14 protein-coding genes are annotated in these 19056 nt (G+C 60.4%); 3 read left to right on the forward strand and 11 right to left on the reverse strand.

The genetic code is table 11. The features are described 5' to 3' along the window. Positions 1–47: 47 nt before the first annotated feature. The 6 genes from JH25_RS18585 to JH25_RS18560 are packed head-to-tail and all read right to left on the reverse strand — an operon-like array spanning position 48 to position 7377. Positions 48–1445 carry a sigma-54-dependent transcriptional regulator gene (locus tag JH25_RS18585; protein ID WP_005785239.1) on the reverse strand — a complete coding sequence of 466 codons (1398 nt, stop codon included), beginning with the start codon at positions 1443–1445 and terminating at the stop codon, positions 48–50. Next, positions 1435–3213 (reverse strand): sensor histidine kinase, encoded by a 1779-nt coding sequence (locus JH25_RS18580; protein WP_032877543.1) that lies wholly within the window; start codon positions 3211–3213, stop codon positions 1435–1437. Before JH25_RS18580 ends, JH25_RS18585 begins: the two co-directional genes overlap by 11 nt. After that, on the reverse strand, positions 3213–4337 hold the full coding sequence (locus tag JH25_RS18575) for a GNAT family N-acetyltransferase (protein ID WP_032877545.1): 1125 nt from the start codon (positions 4335–4337) through the stop codon (positions 3213–3215). Before JH25_RS18575 ends, JH25_RS18580 begins: the two co-directional genes overlap by 1 nt. Before the next feature lie 58 nt (positions 4338–4395). After that, a complete protein-coding gene (locus JH25_RS18570; RefSeq protein ID WP_005785233.1) occupies positions 4396–5289 on the reverse strand; it encodes an alpha/beta hydrolase in 894 nt (297 codons plus the stop codon). Beyond that, positions 5286–6680 (reverse strand): aspartate aminotransferase family protein, encoded by a 1395-nt coding sequence (locus tag JH25_RS18565; protein ID WP_005785231.1) that lies wholly within the window; start codon positions 6678–6680, stop codon positions 5286–5288. Before JH25_RS18565 ends, JH25_RS18570 begins: the two co-directional genes overlap by 4 nt. Then, on the reverse strand, positions 6673–7377 hold the full coding sequence (locus JH25_RS18560; protein ID WP_032877547.1) for an MtnX-like HAD-IB family phosphatase: 705 nt from the start codon (positions 7375–7377) through the stop codon (positions 6673–6675). The genes JH25_RS18565 and JH25_RS18560 overlap by 8 nt, the downstream gene beginning before the upstream one ends. Positions 7378–7603: 226 nt before the next feature. On the opposite strand from JH25_RS18560, the gene JH25_RS18555 reads away from it, so the two are divergent. Next, complete coding sequence (locus tag JH25_RS18555) at positions 7604–8374, forward strand: MipA/OmpV family protein (protein WP_005785228.1); 771 nt, start codon at positions 7604–7606, stop codon at positions 8372–8374. A gap of 108 nt (positions 8375–8482) precedes the next feature. On the opposite strand, the gene JH25_RS18550 is transcribed toward JH25_RS18555, so the two are convergent. From JH25_RS18550 to JH25_RS18530, 5 genes are all read right to left on the reverse strand, one after another. Beyond that, entirely contained in the window at positions 8483–8887 is a 405-nt protein-coding gene (locus JH25_RS18550; protein ID WP_032877548.1) for a transporter, read from the reverse strand. After that, the gene (locus tag JH25_RS18545; protein WP_032877549.1) at positions 8884–9264 is read right to left on the reverse strand and encodes an EamA family transporter; all 381 of its coding nucleotides are present in this window, start codon (positions 9262–9264) and stop codon (positions 8884–8886) included. Before JH25_RS18545 ends, JH25_RS18550 begins: the two co-directional genes overlap by 4 nt. Then, positions 9261–10181, reverse strand: a complete 921-nt coding sequence (locus JH25_RS18540) for an arginase family protein (RefSeq protein ID WP_032877551.1) — start codon at positions 10179–10181, stop codon at positions 9261–9263. Before JH25_RS18540 ends, JH25_RS18545 begins: the two co-directional genes overlap by 4 nt. A 159-nt stretch (positions 10182–10340) precedes the next feature. Continuing rightward, positions 10341–10994, reverse strand: a complete 654-nt coding sequence (locus JH25_RS18535; RefSeq protein ID WP_032877552.1) for a DsbA family oxidoreductase — start codon at positions 10992–10994, stop codon at positions 10341–10343. Positions 10995–11049: 55 nt separating this feature from the next. Beyond that, positions 11050–12069, reverse strand: coding sequence for an alpha/beta fold hydrolase (locus JH25_RS18530; protein ID WP_032877553.1), 1020 nt, complete (start codon positions 12067–12069; stop codon positions 11050–11052). 281 nt (positions 12070–12350) lie between these two features. On the opposite strand from JH25_RS18530, the gene JH25_RS18525 reads away from it, so the two are divergent. Both JH25_RS18525 and metR read left to right on the forward strand, forming a co-directional pair. Then, positions 12351–17921 (forward strand): dermonecrotic toxin domain-containing protein, encoded by a 5571-nt coding sequence (locus tag JH25_RS18525; protein ID WP_050549339.1) that lies wholly within the window; start codon positions 12351–12353, stop codon positions 17919–17921. 78 nt (positions 17922–17999) lie between these two features. Beyond that, positions 18000–18917 (forward strand): transcriptional regulator MetR, encoded by a 918-nt coding sequence (gene metR, locus JH25_RS18520; protein WP_005785216.1) that lies wholly within the window; start codon positions 18000–18002, stop codon positions 18915–18917. The last annotated feature ends 139 nt before the right edge of the window (positions 18918–19056 follow it).

Below are 19056 nucleotides of genomic sequence, written 5' to 3' on the forward strand. Positions count from 1 at the left end.
AAAAATGTGGGAGAAAGCCCCCTCCCACATTTTTTGCCCGCCGTGTGTCAGCGGACGATTTTGTCGACTTGAATCCCGAGTTTTTTCAGGCGATACCAGAAACTGCGTTCGGAAATGCCGATCCGCTGCGCCGCCGCGGCCTGCACCCCGTTGCTCTCCTGCAATGCCGCTAGAATGTAGGCTTTCTCCACCTCGGCCAGCGCCGCATCCAGATCCTGCGGCACGCCCGGGCCGTCGCTGAGGATCGCCGTCACATCGCCCTCGCTCGGTTTTGAAGCAAACAGATAACCCGGCAAATCAATATCCTCGATCACCGGCGACGCTGCCACGATGGTCGCGCGCTCCACGCAGTTTTGCAGCTCGCGGATATTGCCCGGCCAGTGATACGCCGCCATCGCCTGCAATGCCTCGGGGCTGAAGCCGGTAATGCGCTTACCGGCGGTGGCGCTCAAGGTCTGGGCGAAATGCCGGGCCAGGGGCGCGATATCTTCCACGCGCTCACGCAGGGCCGGCAATGGAATCGGGAAGACGTTGAGGCGGTAGTAGAGGTCTTCGCGAAACTCTTTGTTCGCCACTGCGTCCAGCAGGTTCTTGTTGGTGGCGGCAATGACCCGCACATCCACCTTGCGCTCGCGTGGGTCGCCCACCGGCTCGATGACCCGCTCTTGCAAGGCGCGCAAAATCTTGGCCTGCAACGCCAGGGGCATGTCCCCCACTTCATCGAGGAACAGCGTGCCCTTGTCGGCCTGCATGAAGCGCCCTACCCGGTCGGCCACGGCGCCGGTGAAGGCGCCTTTGCGATGGCCGAACATCTCGCTTTCCAGCAAACCTTCGGGAATCGCCGCGCAGTTGACAGCCACAAAGGGTTTGTCGGCGCGGCTGCCATGCTTGTGGATGGCGCGGGCGACCATTTCCTTGCCGGTGCCGCTTTCGCCGGTCAGCAGGATGGTTGCGCTGCTGTCACGCACCGAATCCACGGCTTGCAGCACCTTGCGAAACGCCGGGCTGTCGCCCACCAGGCTGTCGAACTGCGCATGTTCATCCAGCTCGGCGCGCATCCGCGCGTTATCGCGCATGATGTCGCGAAATTGCAGGGCCTTGGCCACGGTGATGTCCAGCTCGTCGATATCGAACGGCTTGGCGATGTAGTCATAGGCACCGTTGCGCATCGACTGCACGGCATTTTTTACCGTGCTGTAGGCGGTCATCACAATCACCGGCACCTGTGGATAGCGCACCTTGATCTCGGCCAGCAATGCCGGCCCGTCCATGCCCGGCATACGCCAGTCGCTGATCACCAGGTCGATGTCCTCCTCGCCCAGCACCTTGAGCGCATGCAGGCCGTTGCCCGCGCTGAACACCTGGATACCGTTCTGGCTCAGGGCCTGGGTCAGCAAATCACAGAGCTTGGGCTCGTCGTCCACCACCAATACGTTATGCGTCATGCCCTTCCTCATCCTCGCCGTCGTCTTCACCGTTAGCCGGAATGTACAGGCTGAAGGTGGCGCCGGCATCTTTCTCACTGGCGCATTCGATGCTGCCGTCGTGACTTTCCATGATCGAATAGACTTTGGCCAGGCCCAGTCCGGTGCCCGATGCCTTGGTGGTGACAAACGGCGTGAAGATACGCTCGACCATATCCGCCGGGATACCCTGGCCCGTATCGGCGATGCTGATCACCGTGTTGTCGCCCACGTTGCGGATGCCCAGGGTCAGGCGCCCGCCTTCGGGCATCGCGTCGATGGCGTTGAGTATCAGATTGAGGCAAGCCTGCTTGAGCTGCTTGGCATCGGCATAGATCGTGGCGTCGGGCGCCTGATCGTCAATCTGTGCATCAATATTGTGAGTGCTCAGCTCCGGGCCGCAGAAACCGAGGATTTCTTCCACCAGGGCACGTGCCGGCTGCAGCACGCGTATCGGTGGATTGGGCTTGGCGAAATCGAGGAACTCGGTAATCAGCTCGTTGATGCGGCTGACCTCGCTGATGACGTACTCCAGGTGACGCTTATCGGTTTCCGCGAGGTCGGCCCGCCGATGCAACAATTGGGTGGCGGTCTTGATGATGCCCAGCGGGTTGCGGATTTCATGGGCCAGGCCCATGGCGACTTCACCCAGGGCATGCAGCCGATCACGCCGGCGTAGTTGGGCTTCCAGGTGGTGCAGTTCGCCGAGGCGCTCGGTCATGTGGTTGAAGGTGCTGCTCAACTGCGCCAGTTCATCACCGCCACTGACCACCACGCGATGCGCGTAACTACCGGAGATCACCGCGTTCACACCTTGGGACAAGTCGCGCAGCGGTTTGGTCAGGCGCTGCGACACCAGCACCCCGGCCGCCAGTGACAGCGCCGAGCTGAGCAGGAAGATCAGCACGAACAGGTTGCTCTGGTTCACCAGCCCTACCAGGCTGGTGTGACGCAACAGGCCGCTGAATATAACGCCTTGCAGTTCGCCGGCATCATTGAAGATCGGCCAGTACAAACCGCTGTACTGGTTAGTGAATTGCTCGCTGGGCTGCTTGGTGCTGCGCAGCGCGGCCTCGACGTTCTTCGGGATGCGCGAAGGGTGATTCTCGAAACGCTGGGTGGAAAATATCTCTGAAAAACCCGCCGGGTTGGCCAGGTACAAACGCAGGTCCAGGGAGTGCACATCGGCCACGCTGGTGAGGAAACTGCTGTCCAGGTAGGTCGCCACCAACAACAGGTAATCAACGCCATCGCGGCTGGTCTCGAAGGTTGACACCACCAGCCCCGTGCTCACCCCCGCGACTTGCACGGTCTGTAGCACGGCATTGCTGGTCAGGTTGATCTGCCTGACGATGTCATCGGCGGCTGTGCTGAACACCACTTTGTGGTCGCTGGTGCGAATCAGCGCGACCACGTCGATATCGGTGGCATCGGCAATGTCGGCGGTCAGCCGGTCATGCTTGGCCGCCTGTTTGGACGACGGTGGGCTGGTATAGCGCAAGAACAGCTTGGCCATGCGCGCGTTGTCATGAAGGATGTCACCGATCTCATCCTTGACGATCTTGGTCGATTCTTGCAGCCAGATACGCACGTTGCTGTCGAAAATCTGCGACAGCGTGGTGGCGGCCAGCTCAGCGGCAATCATGGTCGGAATAACGCTGACCAGCCAGAACGCCAGCACCAGCTTGCGCTGGACGCTCCAACGCGAAATGGCAAAGGGGCGGGCTTTCTGGCGGGTCTTGGTGATCATCAGGTTTCGCTTATCGCAGCAGCCATGGCAGGGTCGGAACGATCCGGTCGAATAAACAGTTTTACAAGCTTGAGCAGGCCGTTGACCAGCCGGTTGCGGTGGCGGAAGAACAGGCTGTTGCCCTCGAACTCGCACCCCAGCCGCAGTTTACTGGCATACCCGGCCTGGCCGCACTCGTACACCGGGATATTGTGCTCAATACAATAGTCGACATTGGTCAGCCAACTGCGAAAGTACAGGTTGTACTCACGGCTGAATTCGATGTCGTGGCCAAAGAACTTATCCACCAGCCGCTGCTCATCCAGCAGGATCAGGTTGAACGCCACCAGGCGTTCGTCCACCCAGTAAAGAACACAGACCGCCCGTTCGTGAAGGTGTTCAAGCACGCCGGTGAAGTAAGCGGCAGGCAGGCGCTCGAACTGTAGATCTGCGCGCGCAAGCGTGGCCTCGTACAGGCGCATGATCTGGGGCAGCACATCATCGACGTTGTGCCGCCACTCGATGCGCGGCCCGGGTGCCCGTAGCTTGCGACGCAGGTCCTTGCGCGTGGATTTGCCCAGCGAGCCCAGGTACGCATCCACCGACCCATAGGGCAACGGCAACACCCCGGTCGGCAAGCTCGGCATGGTCTGAAAGCCGGCCGCACGACAACTGTCGGCCCAATGCGGGTCGTTGGTCGGCGCGTCCTTGACCGCCACCAGCCCAATACCGAAATGGTCGGCATCCCGACGCGCAGCCGCCAGTAACTGGCGCAACAACAACGCGCGGCGGGCCTCGGGCACATGGCTGGCGACCCCCGCATCACAACGCTCAGCCACCGGCGAACCAATGGCGTACAGCGCCAATTGCAAAGCCTGCGGCCACAGGCGAGCCAGGCGTTCGGTCACGCGCTTGCCCGCCCCCGACACCGTGGTGTCGAGGCGATAATGGGTAATGAACGCAGCAGCCACAGCCACTAACGTTTCATCTTCGTAGACCGCCAGGTAACGCCACTGAAAATCATCGATAGCGGCGTTTTCTACAGCCAGGTAATAGTCCCAATCCTCCAGGGCACCGGGAAAACAATCATTCCAGGCATCGCGCTGGATCGCCCGGATGGTCGGGAAGGCTTGGGTGGTTATCACAGATTGCCCTTATTTCTATGGCGAACGCCGATCAAATGTGAGAGCTGGCCTCGGTGCGTCAGGCAGACCGCAGTGATGCCATGGCTGGCAAGCCAGCGCCCACCTTGACCGGCGTTGACCTGAAGGCTGTGTGCTGCTCGACAAACTCGGCACTCAGCTCGATTACCCGTCGGTATTGCAGGTCGACCGTGATCATGTGGTAGCAGTTATCCAGCAAAATCTTGGTCACCGGGCCGCCGAGGTGGCGTTCCACGTAGTCGGCGTTCCAGCGGCTGGTGATGTCGTCTTCGATCGAATGCAGCACCAGCGCCGGCACCTTGATGTCGGGCATGCGCTTTTTGACCACCGCGTTCATGCGGTGCAATTCGCGCACGGTAATGCCTTCCATGGTCAGCAAACCGGCCTCGCTGCTTTCGCCTTCCTTCATCTGTCGCTCGACGATGGCCCGCAGGCGCTCATTCTTGATGCCGTAGGGCGGCTTTTCTTCGAAGCTGCAAACGTGCACGCCGAATGGAATCTTCATCAGCAACGGCGTGAGGAACGCCAGCTTGTTGATGCTCCAGCCGTCGTACTTCAGGGTGGTGGAGTACATCAGCAGCCCGGCGACCTGGCCTGGGTGTTCGGCGGCCACATACATGGACATCACCGCGCCCATGGACAAGCCGCCGACAAACACCTGCCCGTGGCGTTGCTTGACCTGCAGGAAGGTCTTGCGCACGCCTTCGTACCAGTCACGCCAGCCGGTAGCCTGCAAGTCGCTGTTATCGCCGCAGTGCCCGGCCAACGTGGGCACATACACCGTGCAATTGCCTGTCTTGGCCAGGCCCTTGGCGACCTGGCGCAACTCGGTCGGTGTGCCGGTCAGGCCGTGGATCAACAGGATCCCGACCGGACCTTCACCGAGAACGAAGCCGGCGGTACCTTCACCGAGGTCGATCCCTTGCGCATTCACCGATTGGTCGCTCGCACCAGTAGTTGCTCAAGCAGCTTGAGACCCAATTCGATTTCCGGGTAGCTGATTTCCAGGGACGGTGCCAGGGTGATCACGTTCTTGTAGTAACCGCCCACGTCGAGGATCAGACCCAGCTTCTGGCCGTCCACCACCATGTCGCCTTTCATGCCTTCCTCGACCATGTAGTCCAGGGTCGCCTTGTCTGGGGTGAAGCCGTCCGGGCCGCAGATTTCGCAGCGCAGCGCCAGGCCCAGGCCGTCGACATCGCCGATGATCGGGAAGCGTTTTTGCAGGTCCTGCAAGCCTTCCAGGAAGAACTTGCCCTTGGCCATGACCATCGCGCCGTAATCGACTTCGTTGGTCATCTTGAACATTTCCAGGCCGACGGCGGTGCCCAACGGGTTGGAGGCGAAGGTGGAGTGAGTCGAACCTGGCGGGAACACCTTCGGGTTGATCAACTCTTCACGGGCCCAGATACCGCCCAATGGGTTGAGGCCATTGGTCAGGGCCTTGCCGAACACGATCACGTCCGGCTGCACATCGAAGTGCTCGATCGACCAGAGCTTGCCGGTGCGGTAGAAGCCCATCTGGATTTCGTCGGACACCATCAGGATGCCGTGCTGGTCCAGGACGTGCTTGAGCTCGCGGTAGAAGTTCATCGGTGGGATCACGTAGCCGCCGGTGCCCTGGATCGGCTCGACATAGAAAGCTGCGTATTCGCACTGGTTGGTTTTGGGGTCCCAGACGCCGTTGTATTCGGTCTCGAACAAACGGGCGAACTGCTGCACGCAATGGCTGCCATATTCTTCCTTGGTCATGCCCTTCGGGCCACGGAAGTGGTAAGGGAATGGGATGAAGTTGGCGCGTTCACCAAAGTGGCCGTAGCGACGACGATAGCGGAAGCTGGAGGTGATCGACGAGGCGCCGAGGGTGCGGCCGTGGTAGCCGCCTTCAAAGGCGAACATCAGGCTTTTGCCGTTGCTGGCGTTGCGTACCACCTTCAACGAGTCTTCGATGGACTGCGAACCGCCGACGTTGAAGTGCACGCGGCCGTCGAGACCGAACTTCTTCTTGGCATCGACCGCGATCATTTCCGAGAGCTCGATCTTGCCTTTGTGCAGGTACTGGCTGGCAATTTGCGGCAGGGTGTCGATCTGTTGTTTCAGCGCATTGTTCAGACGCGGGTTGGCGTAGCCGAAGTTGACCGCCGAGTACCACATTTGCAGGTCGAGGTAAGCCTGGTCTTCGGTGTCCCACACGTAGGAGCCTTCGCAACGGCTGAAAATACGCGGAGGCTCGATGTAGTGAACGGTGTCGCCGTAGGAGCAATACTTGGCTTCTTTATCCAGAAGGATCTGGTCTTCGGCGGTAGCGATACGGATATCAGACATGATGGAAGAGTTCCTGAGTGTCAGAAGAGGTGTTGAAGGTGGTGGCGTTGGCGGCGATGCCTTGGGGCAGCTTGGCCAGCAGTGCGGTCACTTGCGCAAAGGTGTCGAAGCGCGCGTGAGGAATCTGGTTGGCGACGCAGTACTCGGCGAGGCTGCCCTTGGCGAACACGAAGTCGGCGGTGGAAGCCACGCACATGTCGGACTTGCCGTCACCTATCACCAGTACGCGCTTGTTGCGCGGGGTGGATTTGCACTTGCAGTTGCCGGAAGCGGCGCGGCAAGCATCGCTGGCGTAGGGGAAGTCGATACGCCAGCTGTTCTGGTCGACCTGGCGCAGGCGGTTGGCGAGGATCGGCAACAAGGTCACGTAATTGCGCGACAGGATGCGCGCGATGCCCTGCTCGATGCCGTCGCTGACCACCTCGATAGAGGCGCCCAGGTCCATGACGTGATCAACGAAATCCGGGAAGTCCGGGTCGATCTCGACGCTGTCGAAATACGCCAGCAGTTCGCTTGGGGTGGCCTTGATCAGCGCCAGTTGGCGGCTCAGGCATTCGCGTGAACCGATATGCCCGTCCAGCCATTGCTGTTCAATGGTTTCCCACTCGGGGCCGGCGAAGCGTTGGAGGACGTTGTCGATGACATCCGTGGGGGTAATGGTCCCATCGAAGTCACACACGATATGCCAGTGGATCATCTACCTGTACCTGAGAGAGCGCGCTGTATGCGCTTGCAACAGGGATAGAGCAGGGAGTGTGCCAACTAGTCAAAACCCAGTGGGGCTGGGGGTTTGCCGGCAGAGTCGCAGTGATAGGCGTGCTGCAAGCTACAATTTTTGTAGCTTGCTACAAACAACATGAGTGCTTGCGCAGGCGCGAGGGTTTGCGCGTTCATGCGCGCCTGTCACCTCAGGAACGTACACCATGACCAACATCACTTCTGCCGTATTCGCAGGTTTGCTCGGCCTATGGGGCTGCTCCAGTGCCGCCTGGGCAGACGGCATCAGCGGCGACGTGGGCGCGGGCCTGAGCTATCAGCCCCATGACCCCACCGGCAGCCGCTACGAAACCCGACCCGTGCCCTACCTGGACCTGGATTGGGGCGACGTCAGCCTGAGCACCGACGACGGCCTGACCTGGAGCGCGCTGAACACCCACGGCATCACCGCCGGCCCCTATATCAATTACCTGGCAGGGCGTACCTCCAACGGTGAGTTGCAGGGCTTGCGCAATGTGTCGGACATGGCTGAGGTCGGCGGTTTCATCCAGTACGCCCCGGCCAACTTCTGGCGGGTCTACGCGCAACTGGGCCAGGCCGTGGGCGGCGGGCATTCCCAGAGCGGCACCCTGGGTAAGATCGGCGGCGAACTGGGCTACCCGTTGGGCGGCGGGATTATCGGCAGCAGTGGGCTGGTGGCGCATTTTGCCGATGCACGCCAGGCCAATACCTTCTTTGGCGTAGACAACAACGAAGCCGCCGCCACCGGCTTTCGGCCCTACAACGCCAGCGGCGGCTTCCAGAACGTGACGTTGAGCCAAAGCTTCGCCTTTCCCCTGGCGCCCCACTGGTCGCTGCTGACCAGCGCAAGCTGGGTGCATCTGGTTGGCTCGGCGGCCCGAAGCAGCATCGTCAAGCAGGCCGGCGAGGTGAATCAGGGGCAGGTGCAGACGGCGATCAGCTACACCTTCGATTAGAACCCGATGCAGTTCTGCCTTAAGTAAGCACATCCAAAATGTGGGAGGGGCAAGTCGAATCGTCGCACCGCCCCTCCCACATTTTGCCTGTGATTCGCAGCACAGTTTTCAGTGCTCTTCGCCCTCAGCCAAAAGCGCGATACCACCGATAATCACCCCCACCCCCACCCAATGCAACATGCTGATGTGCTCACCCAACCCCAACCACGACCCCAGCAGCACCGCCACAAACACCAGTGAACTCAGGGGAAACGCCAGCGACAAACTGCTGCGCCGCAAGATCAGCATCCACACAAAAAACGCCCCCAGGTAACTGGCAATCGCCGCCAGGATCCCCGGGTTACGCGCCACGTCGGCCAGCCACTGCCAAGTGAAATCCATCTGCCCCAATTGATCACCGGCCACCTTGGTAAACAATTGCCCGGCGCTTTCGGTGGCAATCAGCAGCGCCCACAGCACCAGGGTGCCCAGGCGCCCATGTAACCAACCGCTATCGACTGTCTGCGTCGTCATGCCTGGCTCCCCGCAATCGCGACCAACATCACACCCAAGGTAATCACCAGCGTGCCCAACCAACGCCTTGGGCTGACCCTTTCCTTGAGCACCACCCTGCCCGCCAGAACCACCAGGCAATAGGCCAAAGCCGCCAACGGAAACAGCAGACTCAATGGCGCACGGGACAGGGCTTCGAGCCAGACGAAAAACTCGATGACATAGGCCCCCACACCGGCCCAGAGCAACGGTGCATTGAACACCTGGCCCCAGAATGCGCGCAGGCTGAACCCGCCATCGAGTTGCGGTAAGCGGTCCACGCCCAGTTTGAAACACAGCTGGCCAATCACATCGAGAACAATGGAAAACGCCAGCAGCAACACCACGGTCAGGGTCACGGGAACAGCTCCTCAAACAGGTTGATCAAGGCCTCATTGGTCGCGGCATTGCGCTGCAAATCTTGCACGCTCCAGCGCTGCGGCGGCGGCTGGTCGGACTTGGCTTCCCAGCGCTTGAACGCGTTGCTGAACTCCGGCGTGGCGAACTCACCGCACACGTCGATGCCAATGATGCGTTTGTGCGCCGCCAACGCCCGCAGGGCCTGGAGCAGATGGGTCAGGCGCATACCGCCCTGATCCCAATTGGTGGCGGCGTCTTCGCTGGCCAGCACATCCTTGTCGATGGTGATCCAGATCGCTTCGGTGGGCAGGCTGGCGATCATCTGGTCGAGGAATTTCGCCCAATCGAGCTCTGCCAGGTTGCGCCAGTGCAGGTGGTTTTCCTGCTGCTGGTGACCCGCTCCATCACCGACCCGACCCCAGACCTTCGACGGCGGGTGCTGCCAGGGAAACAGCTGCAATTGCCCGCGTTTGAGCGCGCCAAGGTTGCCGCCACGCAGTTGTGGGTTATGCAGGTCATCGCTGCACGGGCCGAGGGTGACGATGCGCTTGATCGCCGGCATCTTCAGTGCGCGGTTGACCCAAGAACCACAGTGGCGCTTGGGCGCAAAGCGTACCCAGTCGGGGTGGTTGTCGAAGTGGATCAGGCTGACGGGCTCTTTCAAATCAGCCAAAAAGGCCGGCGTAAGGTGGTGATAGTCACCGGAGCCGACAAACAGGATTTCCGGGCGCGCATCCCTGGGCCGAGGCCGTTGGGCCAGGCGTTCGGTGAATCGTTTCCAGGTTTTTTCTGTGGACCACAGGCGCAGTTTCGGCCCCAGATCGAGCAGGTCCAGACGCGTGGCCCGGCCGTTGGCCAACCGTCGGGCAATGGGTGCCTGGCCGGTAAGGCTGTGGTCGAGGTCAAGTATGTTCAAGGTAGTGTTTCACCCCTAATGGCAGCGCCCAACCGCAGGCCGGCCGGGCTTTAGGGGGGTAATGCAAGGGATGGGCCAGCGTTTGGATGAGCGCCGTTTTTGAAAACAATGAGTATCAAGTGTGGGAGCTGGCAAGCCAGCTCCCACATTAGAGCGGCGTCAGGATCGCGCTTCGGCAATGATCTGGCGAATCGCGCCCACAAAGGCTTCAGCCGGCTGGCCGCCGCTGACAGCGTACTGGTCGTTGAACACAATGGTCGGCACCGAGGTCACTCCGCGGGTGATCCACAGTTTTTCCTGCTCGCGCACTTCGGCGGCATATTCATCAGAGGCGAGAATTTCGGCGGCGCGCTTCAAGTCCAGGCCGACGCTTTCGGCAATGATCGCCAGGGTCGCGTGGTCGGACGGGTCCTGGCCATCGCTGAAGTACGCCTTGAAGAGTGCTTCCTTGAGGTTGTACTGCAAGCCTTCCAACCCGGCCCAATGCAACAGGCGATGCGCATCGAAGGTGTTGTAGATGCGGCTCTGGCCGTCGGTGCGAAAAGCGAAGCCCAACGCTGCGCCCATGTCGCGGATGCGCGCACGGTTGGCCTGGGATTCTTCGGCGGTGGAGCCGTATTTTTCAGTGATGTGCTCGACGATGTTCTGACCTTCGGCGGGCATGTTCGGGTTCAGCTCGAACGGCTGGAAATGAATCTCGGCCTGCACCTCGGCACCAAGCTGGTCGAGGGCTTCGGTCAGGCCGCGCAGGCCGATGATGCACCAGGGGCAGGACACGTCGCTGACGAAATCGATTTTCAGGGGAGTACTCATGGTAGGCAACCTCGCTGGCTTGAATGCGCCGCAAAGGTTGCACGATACTCCAACTTCACAACACCTTCGAAGGCTCACCCAAGTCGATCTGCGCCCAGTGCGCGGTATCTTCACGATGAGACTGCAGGTAGGGCAACACCGCCGCCAGCAACGGCGCCTTGAACGCTTCCTGGAAACGGTGGGCCAGGCCGGGTATCAGTTTCAACTGGCTACCCTGGATATGCGCGGCCAGGTGCACGCCGTGCATCACCGGCAACAACGGATCGGCCGTGCCGTGCACCACCAGGGTCGGCACGCGCAGTTGGTTGAGCAACGGCACGCGGCTGGGCTCGGCGAGGATCGCCATGATCTGGCGCTTGACGCCCTCGGGGTTGAACGCACGGTCGTAGGACAGCGCCGCCTGATGCAGCAACGCTTGACGATCATCCTTCACATTCGGGCTGCCCAGCGCCGCAAGCAAATCGGCTTGCTGCTCCAGGGCCACCTCACGATTGGGCGCGCTGCGCCGTGACAATAATTGCACCAGCGCCGCGTTCGGGGCGGGCAGGCCCTCGGCGCCGGAGCTGGTCATGATCAACGTGAGGCTTTCCACCCGCTGCGGCGCCATTGCCGCCAGGTGCTGGGCGATCATGCCGCCCATGCTTGCGCCAAGGACATGGAATTGCTGCACCTGCAACGCATCCATCAAGCCCAGCGCGTCGTCGGCCATGTCGGTCAATGTATACGGCGCAGCCACCGGCAAACCGAGCTTGTAGCGCAGCACCTCGAAGGTCAGGTTGGCACTGGCCGGCGCTTGCCGCCAGGTGGACAGGCCGACGTCACGGTTGTCGTAACGGATCACCCGAAACCCTTGCTCGCACAGGGCGACCACCACTTCATCCGGCCAATGGATCAACTGCCCACCCAGGCCCATCACCAGCAGCAAGGCAGGGTCCGACGCCCGCCCGATACTTTGGTAGGCGATGCTCACCTGTTCCAGGTCGACGGTTTGGGTCGGGACATTGACATCACATCGAGAAGCCGCAAAGGACGGCAGGCCGAATAGCAGAGCGGCCAGTAAAAGCAACACACGCATGAAAAACACCGAAACGCAGAACCCCAGTAGAGCGCGAGTCTGATGAAGTTTGTTCAAGCGCGCTGCCACAGTTGCGTGACAATTTGATGAATGACGCCGAGCGGTCATCGGCCTCTAACTATGTAGGCCACAACCTTCCTCTTGCTCAACGTTAATGAGGCTCTCTTTTTTCGTGAGCACCGTCCCCTTTGGGTCGCCAGCGAATAAAGCTTGTTCACTTCAGCACAGTCCGCAACGTAGCGGCCTGTGCGCTCCAACGCCCTACTTCAAGGATTGAAACCATGACCCACACTACAGGCCCCACCGATTTCGGCGTCTGGTCTCCACTGCCGCTACCGAGCATTGACGAAGACCTGTTGGTCGACGCCACCCAACGCTGGCAAGACTGCCGCCGCGATATGCTCACGCTGATGGCCGGCATTCCGACGGTTCGCAGTTCGATCAACCGCCTGCTCCAAACCGATCTGCAACTGGACGGCGAGCGCGTGATGCTGCAATTCCCCGCTACCGAACAACGCGGCCGCAGCCTGATCAGCCTGACCGATGCCTGCCTCTACCTGCAACAACACCCAAACCTGGACACGACGCAAATACCGGAATGCAACCTGCTTTACCTGCCGGCGCAACCGCCCCTGGCGCAACACACCGTTGCCCAACTGCTCGATGAGCTTAAAACCCTGGATCTGGAGCAAGCGATTGAGGACAACTGGTTGCGCTATTGGCGCACGGAGCGGGCCCCCAATACGCCTCTGACCTGCCTCAACCGGGCGATCGAACTCTACCGGATCCACTTCGAAGCCAGTGGTGAACACTTGCTGGCCGAAAAAAAGATCCATCCCGAAGTGCTCACACCGTTGTTCTCGCTGATCAACCCGGTAGCGCCCACGGCCGACGCGCCAAAATTCTGCGCCGAGCAGCTGTTGCTCAAGCGCACCGGGGCCAATGCCATCGCGCTGCCCGGCGCCTGGGTCCTGACCCTGGATACAGAACAACCGGTCAGCCAACTGGTGTACCTGCCGACACAGGCGCCTGCCTGGCATACCTTTAGCCGGCGCCTGGACCTGGAACGTTGGTTGCTCGACCGGCAAACCACATTGTTCGCAGCCAGCGACATCGATCCCCTGGCCAGTATCGAGTACAAGATCAACAACAACCCGCTGGAAGCCGGCCTCAACCTTTGGCTCAAGCAGTTGGCCAACCAGCAATACCAGGACGCGATCAAGCCGTTGGCCCACGTCAAGCTCCACGATGCCTTCCAGGCCAGCCAGCATATTGACCAACGCGATGTTCAGCGCCGGGCCCAGGCACTCTTTGCGCAAGCGCCCGACCAACCGGGGACGACCGTCGATGCACAGGTCGACAGTAACCTGCCACAGTTCGGCCTGCTGCATAACGGCATGCACGCCAGCCAACGCAAGGTCCTGATAAGACAGCACCGCCGCGCCCTGGAAAAACTGTTCGGCAGCAACACGCCGACGAGCCCAGCCTGGCAATCGTTCAAACAGCAACTGGACAACCTGAAAGTGCAGCAACGCGCCGCTGAAGACGCGGCACGCGCCATGCTGAACCGTAGACACTTGGATTTCGCCGCACTCAACACCCACTACTCCGCGCTCTACCAGGCGCGCCTGCAGGGGCTGCGGATCGAGGCGAACATTCAGCGGGCCCTGGACCAGATCACCGAAGCCGAACTGCTACAGATCACCAGTGCCCTAGATACGCCTGAGCCTGACGTCATGACGTTGGTGTTGTCGGTCAAGCGGCCCGGCGATCTCCAGCCGACACACACCGAACTCAACGGGCCGCTGGTCTTGCTTCCCCCCCAGGACCCGCAAACCCCAACCACCGGCAGCGGCACGCATTTCGTCTACTGGCCCGGTAACGACGGCGGCTTGCAACGCTTCGCCTCCCGACAGGCGCTGGAAGAAGCTTTGTTCGCCATCCATCCCCAAGATGAGGTACTGGCCCTGCAGTTCAAGCCATTGGCCCAAGATCCCTTCGAGTACAGCCTGAGCAGTCAACAAACCGCCTTCGAAGAAAAAGCCGCGAGACTGCGCCAAACCTGGTCCGCCCCGGAAGACGCCGCAACGCTAGCCGGTGAGTTGGAAAGACTGCGTGCACAAACGCTGCCGAGCTTGCTGATCCCGGATAACGCGGCACGCGAGGCCGCGTACCTGCAACTCATCGAGCAGTACAATGCCCAGGTGCTGGCCAACGACATGCAACCGTGGATGCGCCTACAGTCCACAGAAAAACACGAAACCCTAAAGAAACTGCTGAGCGCCTATATCCCCGCGCTGACCCGTTCACAGGCCTTGTTTGGACGCTCGCTGCCAGCACGTGACGTGTTTGTCAGCCAACAGCTGGATGCACGCTTGCGCAAGGATTTCGGCATTAAAAAAGGTTTTACCCTGGAGCTGGAGCTGCCCGACTCGGTGGCGCAAAAGCGCGATATCGTTGCCGGTGCCGCGCCGGGCTCGCCAATCAAAATGATCGATGTCCCCAGCGCTAAACGCAGCAAGATGCCCCTGGATACCCTGGCCTTACTCAACATCGGCTCTGATATAAGTCTGCGCCTGGGGTTCGTGAGCGTCGAAGTGACGGCCGATGATCCCCTCGAAGGCAACACCCTGAAGGCGGGTGTCACCAGCCACTATCTGGCGGCCATGGTCAAGGACCTCAATCTGGCGCAACGCTATGAAACGCGGATTATCAGGGCCTTCGATGGTTCACCGGAGGAGTCTACATTCCAAAAACAGTACCGCCGCGAATGCCTGGTCGAACCCCTGCGTCTGATGCTCAAGGCCCAAGGCCTGCTGGCGGTCATGCAAAACCATATCAACAGCGACGAACTGAGTACCCTCAATACAGCGATCGATGCCGATACCCAGAGCGCCTGGGATGTCGATGGCAAGCGCATCCGCCTGTTGCCGGCCCACCTGAGCATAGGCGGCAAGGACACAAACCAGGAAAGCCCGATCACACTATCGGGTATCACATTCATTGAGGAACAGAACAGCGGGAGCATCGTGCTCTACCTACCCGACGCCCCCGACCAACGCTACCTGCGCGGTTATGCCAGCCTTGAAAAGGCGCGCCTTGCTCTGTTTGAACTGTGCCGGCTCGACAGCATGTTGGAGTATGTCGCGGGCCGTGCAATCAAGGGGGACGTACGGGCACACATCAGCCGCATCGGCCAGGCCATCGACAAAGACCAAAACGCGATGATCCAGTCAGGCTTTGCTTGGCCGGCCACCACTTCGCTGGCTGTCCATCAGTTGAATGCCCATAGGGGCCGCCTGCTCGAAGCCCATCGTAATGACTCGCGCTCCAACGATGATCTGGCCAATGAGAGGTACCATCTTCAAAGCGCCAAGGTGTTCAACGGCATCAAAATTGCCCTGAGTATTGTCCCGGTGGTTGGCACCGCCGTATCCCTGGTAGACGCTCGCATCAGCCTACATCAGGCGGTTGCTGCGTTCCGGCGCGGTGATATCGACGATGGCATCGACCTGCTGGCCTCGGTGTTCGAAAGCCTGTTGTATGCGGCCATGGATGCCCTGGCCATGGCCGCGGTGCCCAGCGCACGCGCCAGCACCGCCCGCCAACTGACCGCAGCACGCCAAGGCAAACAGGCGCCAAGCCCAAGCTTCTGGCGATCCTTGAAACGCCGCCAGGGCACCACCACTCGCCAGCGCTTCGCTGGCTTCGAACACCCCGACCCCCTTGCAAGCGGCAGCCTACAACCGGTGTTGACCGGGCCCTATCGCCACACCTTGCGCCATAACGTGTCCGGCGATTACTTCATCTTCAGTGAAGGGCGTTATTACAGAGTCAGGTACGACGCCGGCACCGGAGAAATGCGCCTGATTGCCAGAAACAGGTACGACAGTGTGGTCGTTGAGCTGGACCCTGCCCTGCAATGGGACACTTACGGAGCGCTGCATGGTGGTCGCAACACCGTTTATGGCGGTGGCAGCCGGCGCAGAGGGCGTGGGGAAGCCCAGCCGGGCAGCGTTCCACCGGCGGTCAATCGGCAACTCCCGGCACCCGCGCTGGAGGTCAATACGCAGCGCGCTACGCTCGGTAACGATGTGACAACCCAATACAACAACCTTAAGACCCAAGTCGATGCCAGCACCGCAAAGTTAAGAAAATACGCAAGCGACTATCCAACCCCCTCAACCACGTCCACTCAAAGAACAACAGACAGCAAAGCCCTGGATGTCGACCTGGCCAGGGACATCGAAAGCGCCAAGAAGATGTATACGTCGCTCGAACTGGCCCAGCAACAGCAAGTCCGCCTACCCGACTTCAACTATGCAGCAGAACTGAGTAAAACAGCCCACATTGTGTCGGACCGACTCAATCACCTGATTCACCATGCCAGCAACCGTTCCGTGGCGTCACTTGACCGATCCATCGCGATCACCCAGCAACTGGATAACCTGTCTCCAGCCTCCCCCATCACTCAAACACTGCTCAATGAAGTGAGGCAATGCCGCCTGAACATACTTGATGATCTTAACGTGATAGAGCGCTCGATGAAGGACATGGGCACCTGGAGCAAACGCATTACCGCCAGAGCGGCGCGCACAGAGGTCGCGGCCAACCTGGCTCCTTGGAAGCAGAAATTTACCGACCTGCGCATTACCAGTATGCGCAGCGGCCAACTGTTGCACCCCATCACCCGCCGACAGCAAACCGTGGGCATTGACTGGATCTACCAGGAAACTGCGGTGAATCAGGCCAGGCACAACGTCAGCCGCGCTCTAACCGCGAACATGACCCTACCCGAAGCCAATATCAGCCGGGTTGAACGCAATCGAATATTGCAGAACTGCATCAAGGTCTATGAAGAGTTTTCACGTGATCTGAGTGCCTGGAACGAGAGGTCACCAGATCATTTCGATCCGAACTTTTTCCAACTCATGCAAAAAGACCTTGACCGCTTGATTCGAAAAGCCGAACGGGCCATCAAGAAACCCGCCTCCGAGCCCAATCCAAACGCTACTCGGAAGGCCTTTGAAACCGAGGACGGGCAACTATTGATAGGCACCGAAAAACCCGCCGGGCAACAATCACCGCGACAATTCATCATCAGCGACGCCGACGGCAATCCCACTGAGGTATGGGATAGGGTTGGCGACAGCAACACCTACCGTTTGAACCCGACCCAGAGCCAACCTGCCGCCGCCCCGCCTGCGCTGCCCACCGACCGCCGCGCCACGCTTGCGGATGCCCGTACCCGCCTGGACGGAGTGGATGCTTTTGAAAAGCAGGTGCGAGGGTACAAAACCATGGAGCCGATCAACCTCGAACACAGGCTGGTCACCGAAGCCAAACAACTCAGGATTCGCGCCAACAACGTGCAAAGCCTGGACGCGGGCAACCCGATTGTCGATCAATTACGCACTCGTGCAACTGCGCTTGAACAGGCAGGCGAAGCCTTACGGATCCAACGCAGCCTGGAAAGCCCAACGCCGACTGAAGGCTACCTGGACTATCTGGTCGGTAAAGGCCGAGTGGTGATTCGAAAAATCGGCGCGCGTAAAAAGCTCAGGGACAAACGCCCTGACGGCAAAGACGACTACCTGCAGGAATACGAGATCTACGACTCGAACCGGCAGGCTAAGGCTGACCAACCGATCTGGTACGCGCACTTTCACTATGACGCGCTGCAGTCCTCGTTCGACAGTTTCCCCAAGGCGCATTTAAAGCGCTTTGAACAACGCTACCTGGGCATGAAATGGCAAGCCGCAGCAGAGGGACTGGCATTTGCAGACACTAAAATCTGGCGTGGGTCTATCGAAAAGCCCTTCGCCAGAATGCACTTCCAGGCGCTGAAGTAAGCCCAATAGGTGGGCGGCCAACATGAAGAGCTTTCAATGAATTATCATTGTGCGCAAATACTATTCATGGAGGCGACAGTGCTGGAAATCCGTCATCTAAAAACACTGCATGCCCTGCGTGAAGCCGACAGCCTGGTAGAGGCAGCCGAGCGCCTGCACCTGACACAGTCCGCCTTGTCCCACCAGTTCAAGGAACTGGAAGAGCGCCTGGGCATGCCGCTGTTCGCGCGCAAGACCAAGCCTGTGCGCTTCACCAGCGCAGGACTGCGTCTGCTGCAACTGGCGGACGCCACCCTGCCCTTGCTGCGTGGTGCCGAACGCGACATCGCACGGCTGGCAGGCGGCACCGCCGGGCGCCTGCACATGGCCATCGAATGCCACAGCTGCTTCCAGTGGCTGATGCCCACTATCGACCAGTTCCGCGATGCGTGGCCGGAGGTCGAGCTCGACCTGGCCTCCGGCTTTGCCTTCGCCCCCCTGCCGGCCCTGGCCCGTGGCGACCTGGACCTGGTGGTGACTTCCGACCCGCTGGAGCTGCCGGGTATCACCTATGTGCCGCTGTTCACCTACGAAGCCATGTTGGCCGTGGCCAACCAGCACCCGCTGGCGAACAAGTCATACATTGTGCCGGAAGATCTGCTGACGGAAACCCTGATCACCTACCCGGTGGAAAGAGACCGCCTGGACATCTTCACCCGCTTCCTGGAACCGGCCGACGTGGAACCCGCCCTGGTACGCACCTCGGAGCTGACGGTGATGATGATGCAACTGGTGGCCAGCGGCCGAGGCGTCTGCGGTATGCCCCATTGGGCGCTGCATGAGTACAGCTCACGCGGGTATGTGAAGGCCAAGCGCCTGGGCGAGAAAGGTCTGTTCGCCACGCTGTACGCGGGCATTCGGGCGGACATGCTGGATGCGCCGTACATGCGCGACTTCTTGCTGACGGCCAAGGACACGTCGTTTTCCACCCTGGATGGGGTCAGCGCAGTGCGTTAAGCGACTTCGCAGCCCCCCCTAACCACGATGCGAAGCGAGCCGCTCTTGATCTGCTTTTGATCTCAGGCGCCCCGTTAAACCACGCTGGCCGGAATTCGACAGGGATTTGGGGGGTAAACCGGCAGGGATGCCGGTTTAG

It is taken from the genome of Pseudomonas sp. BRG-100, assembly GCF_000737955.1.
GTDB classification, from domain to species: domain Bacteria; phylum Pseudomonadota; class Gammaproteobacteria; order Pseudomonadales; family Pseudomonadaceae; genus Aquipseudomonas; species Aquipseudomonas synxantha_A.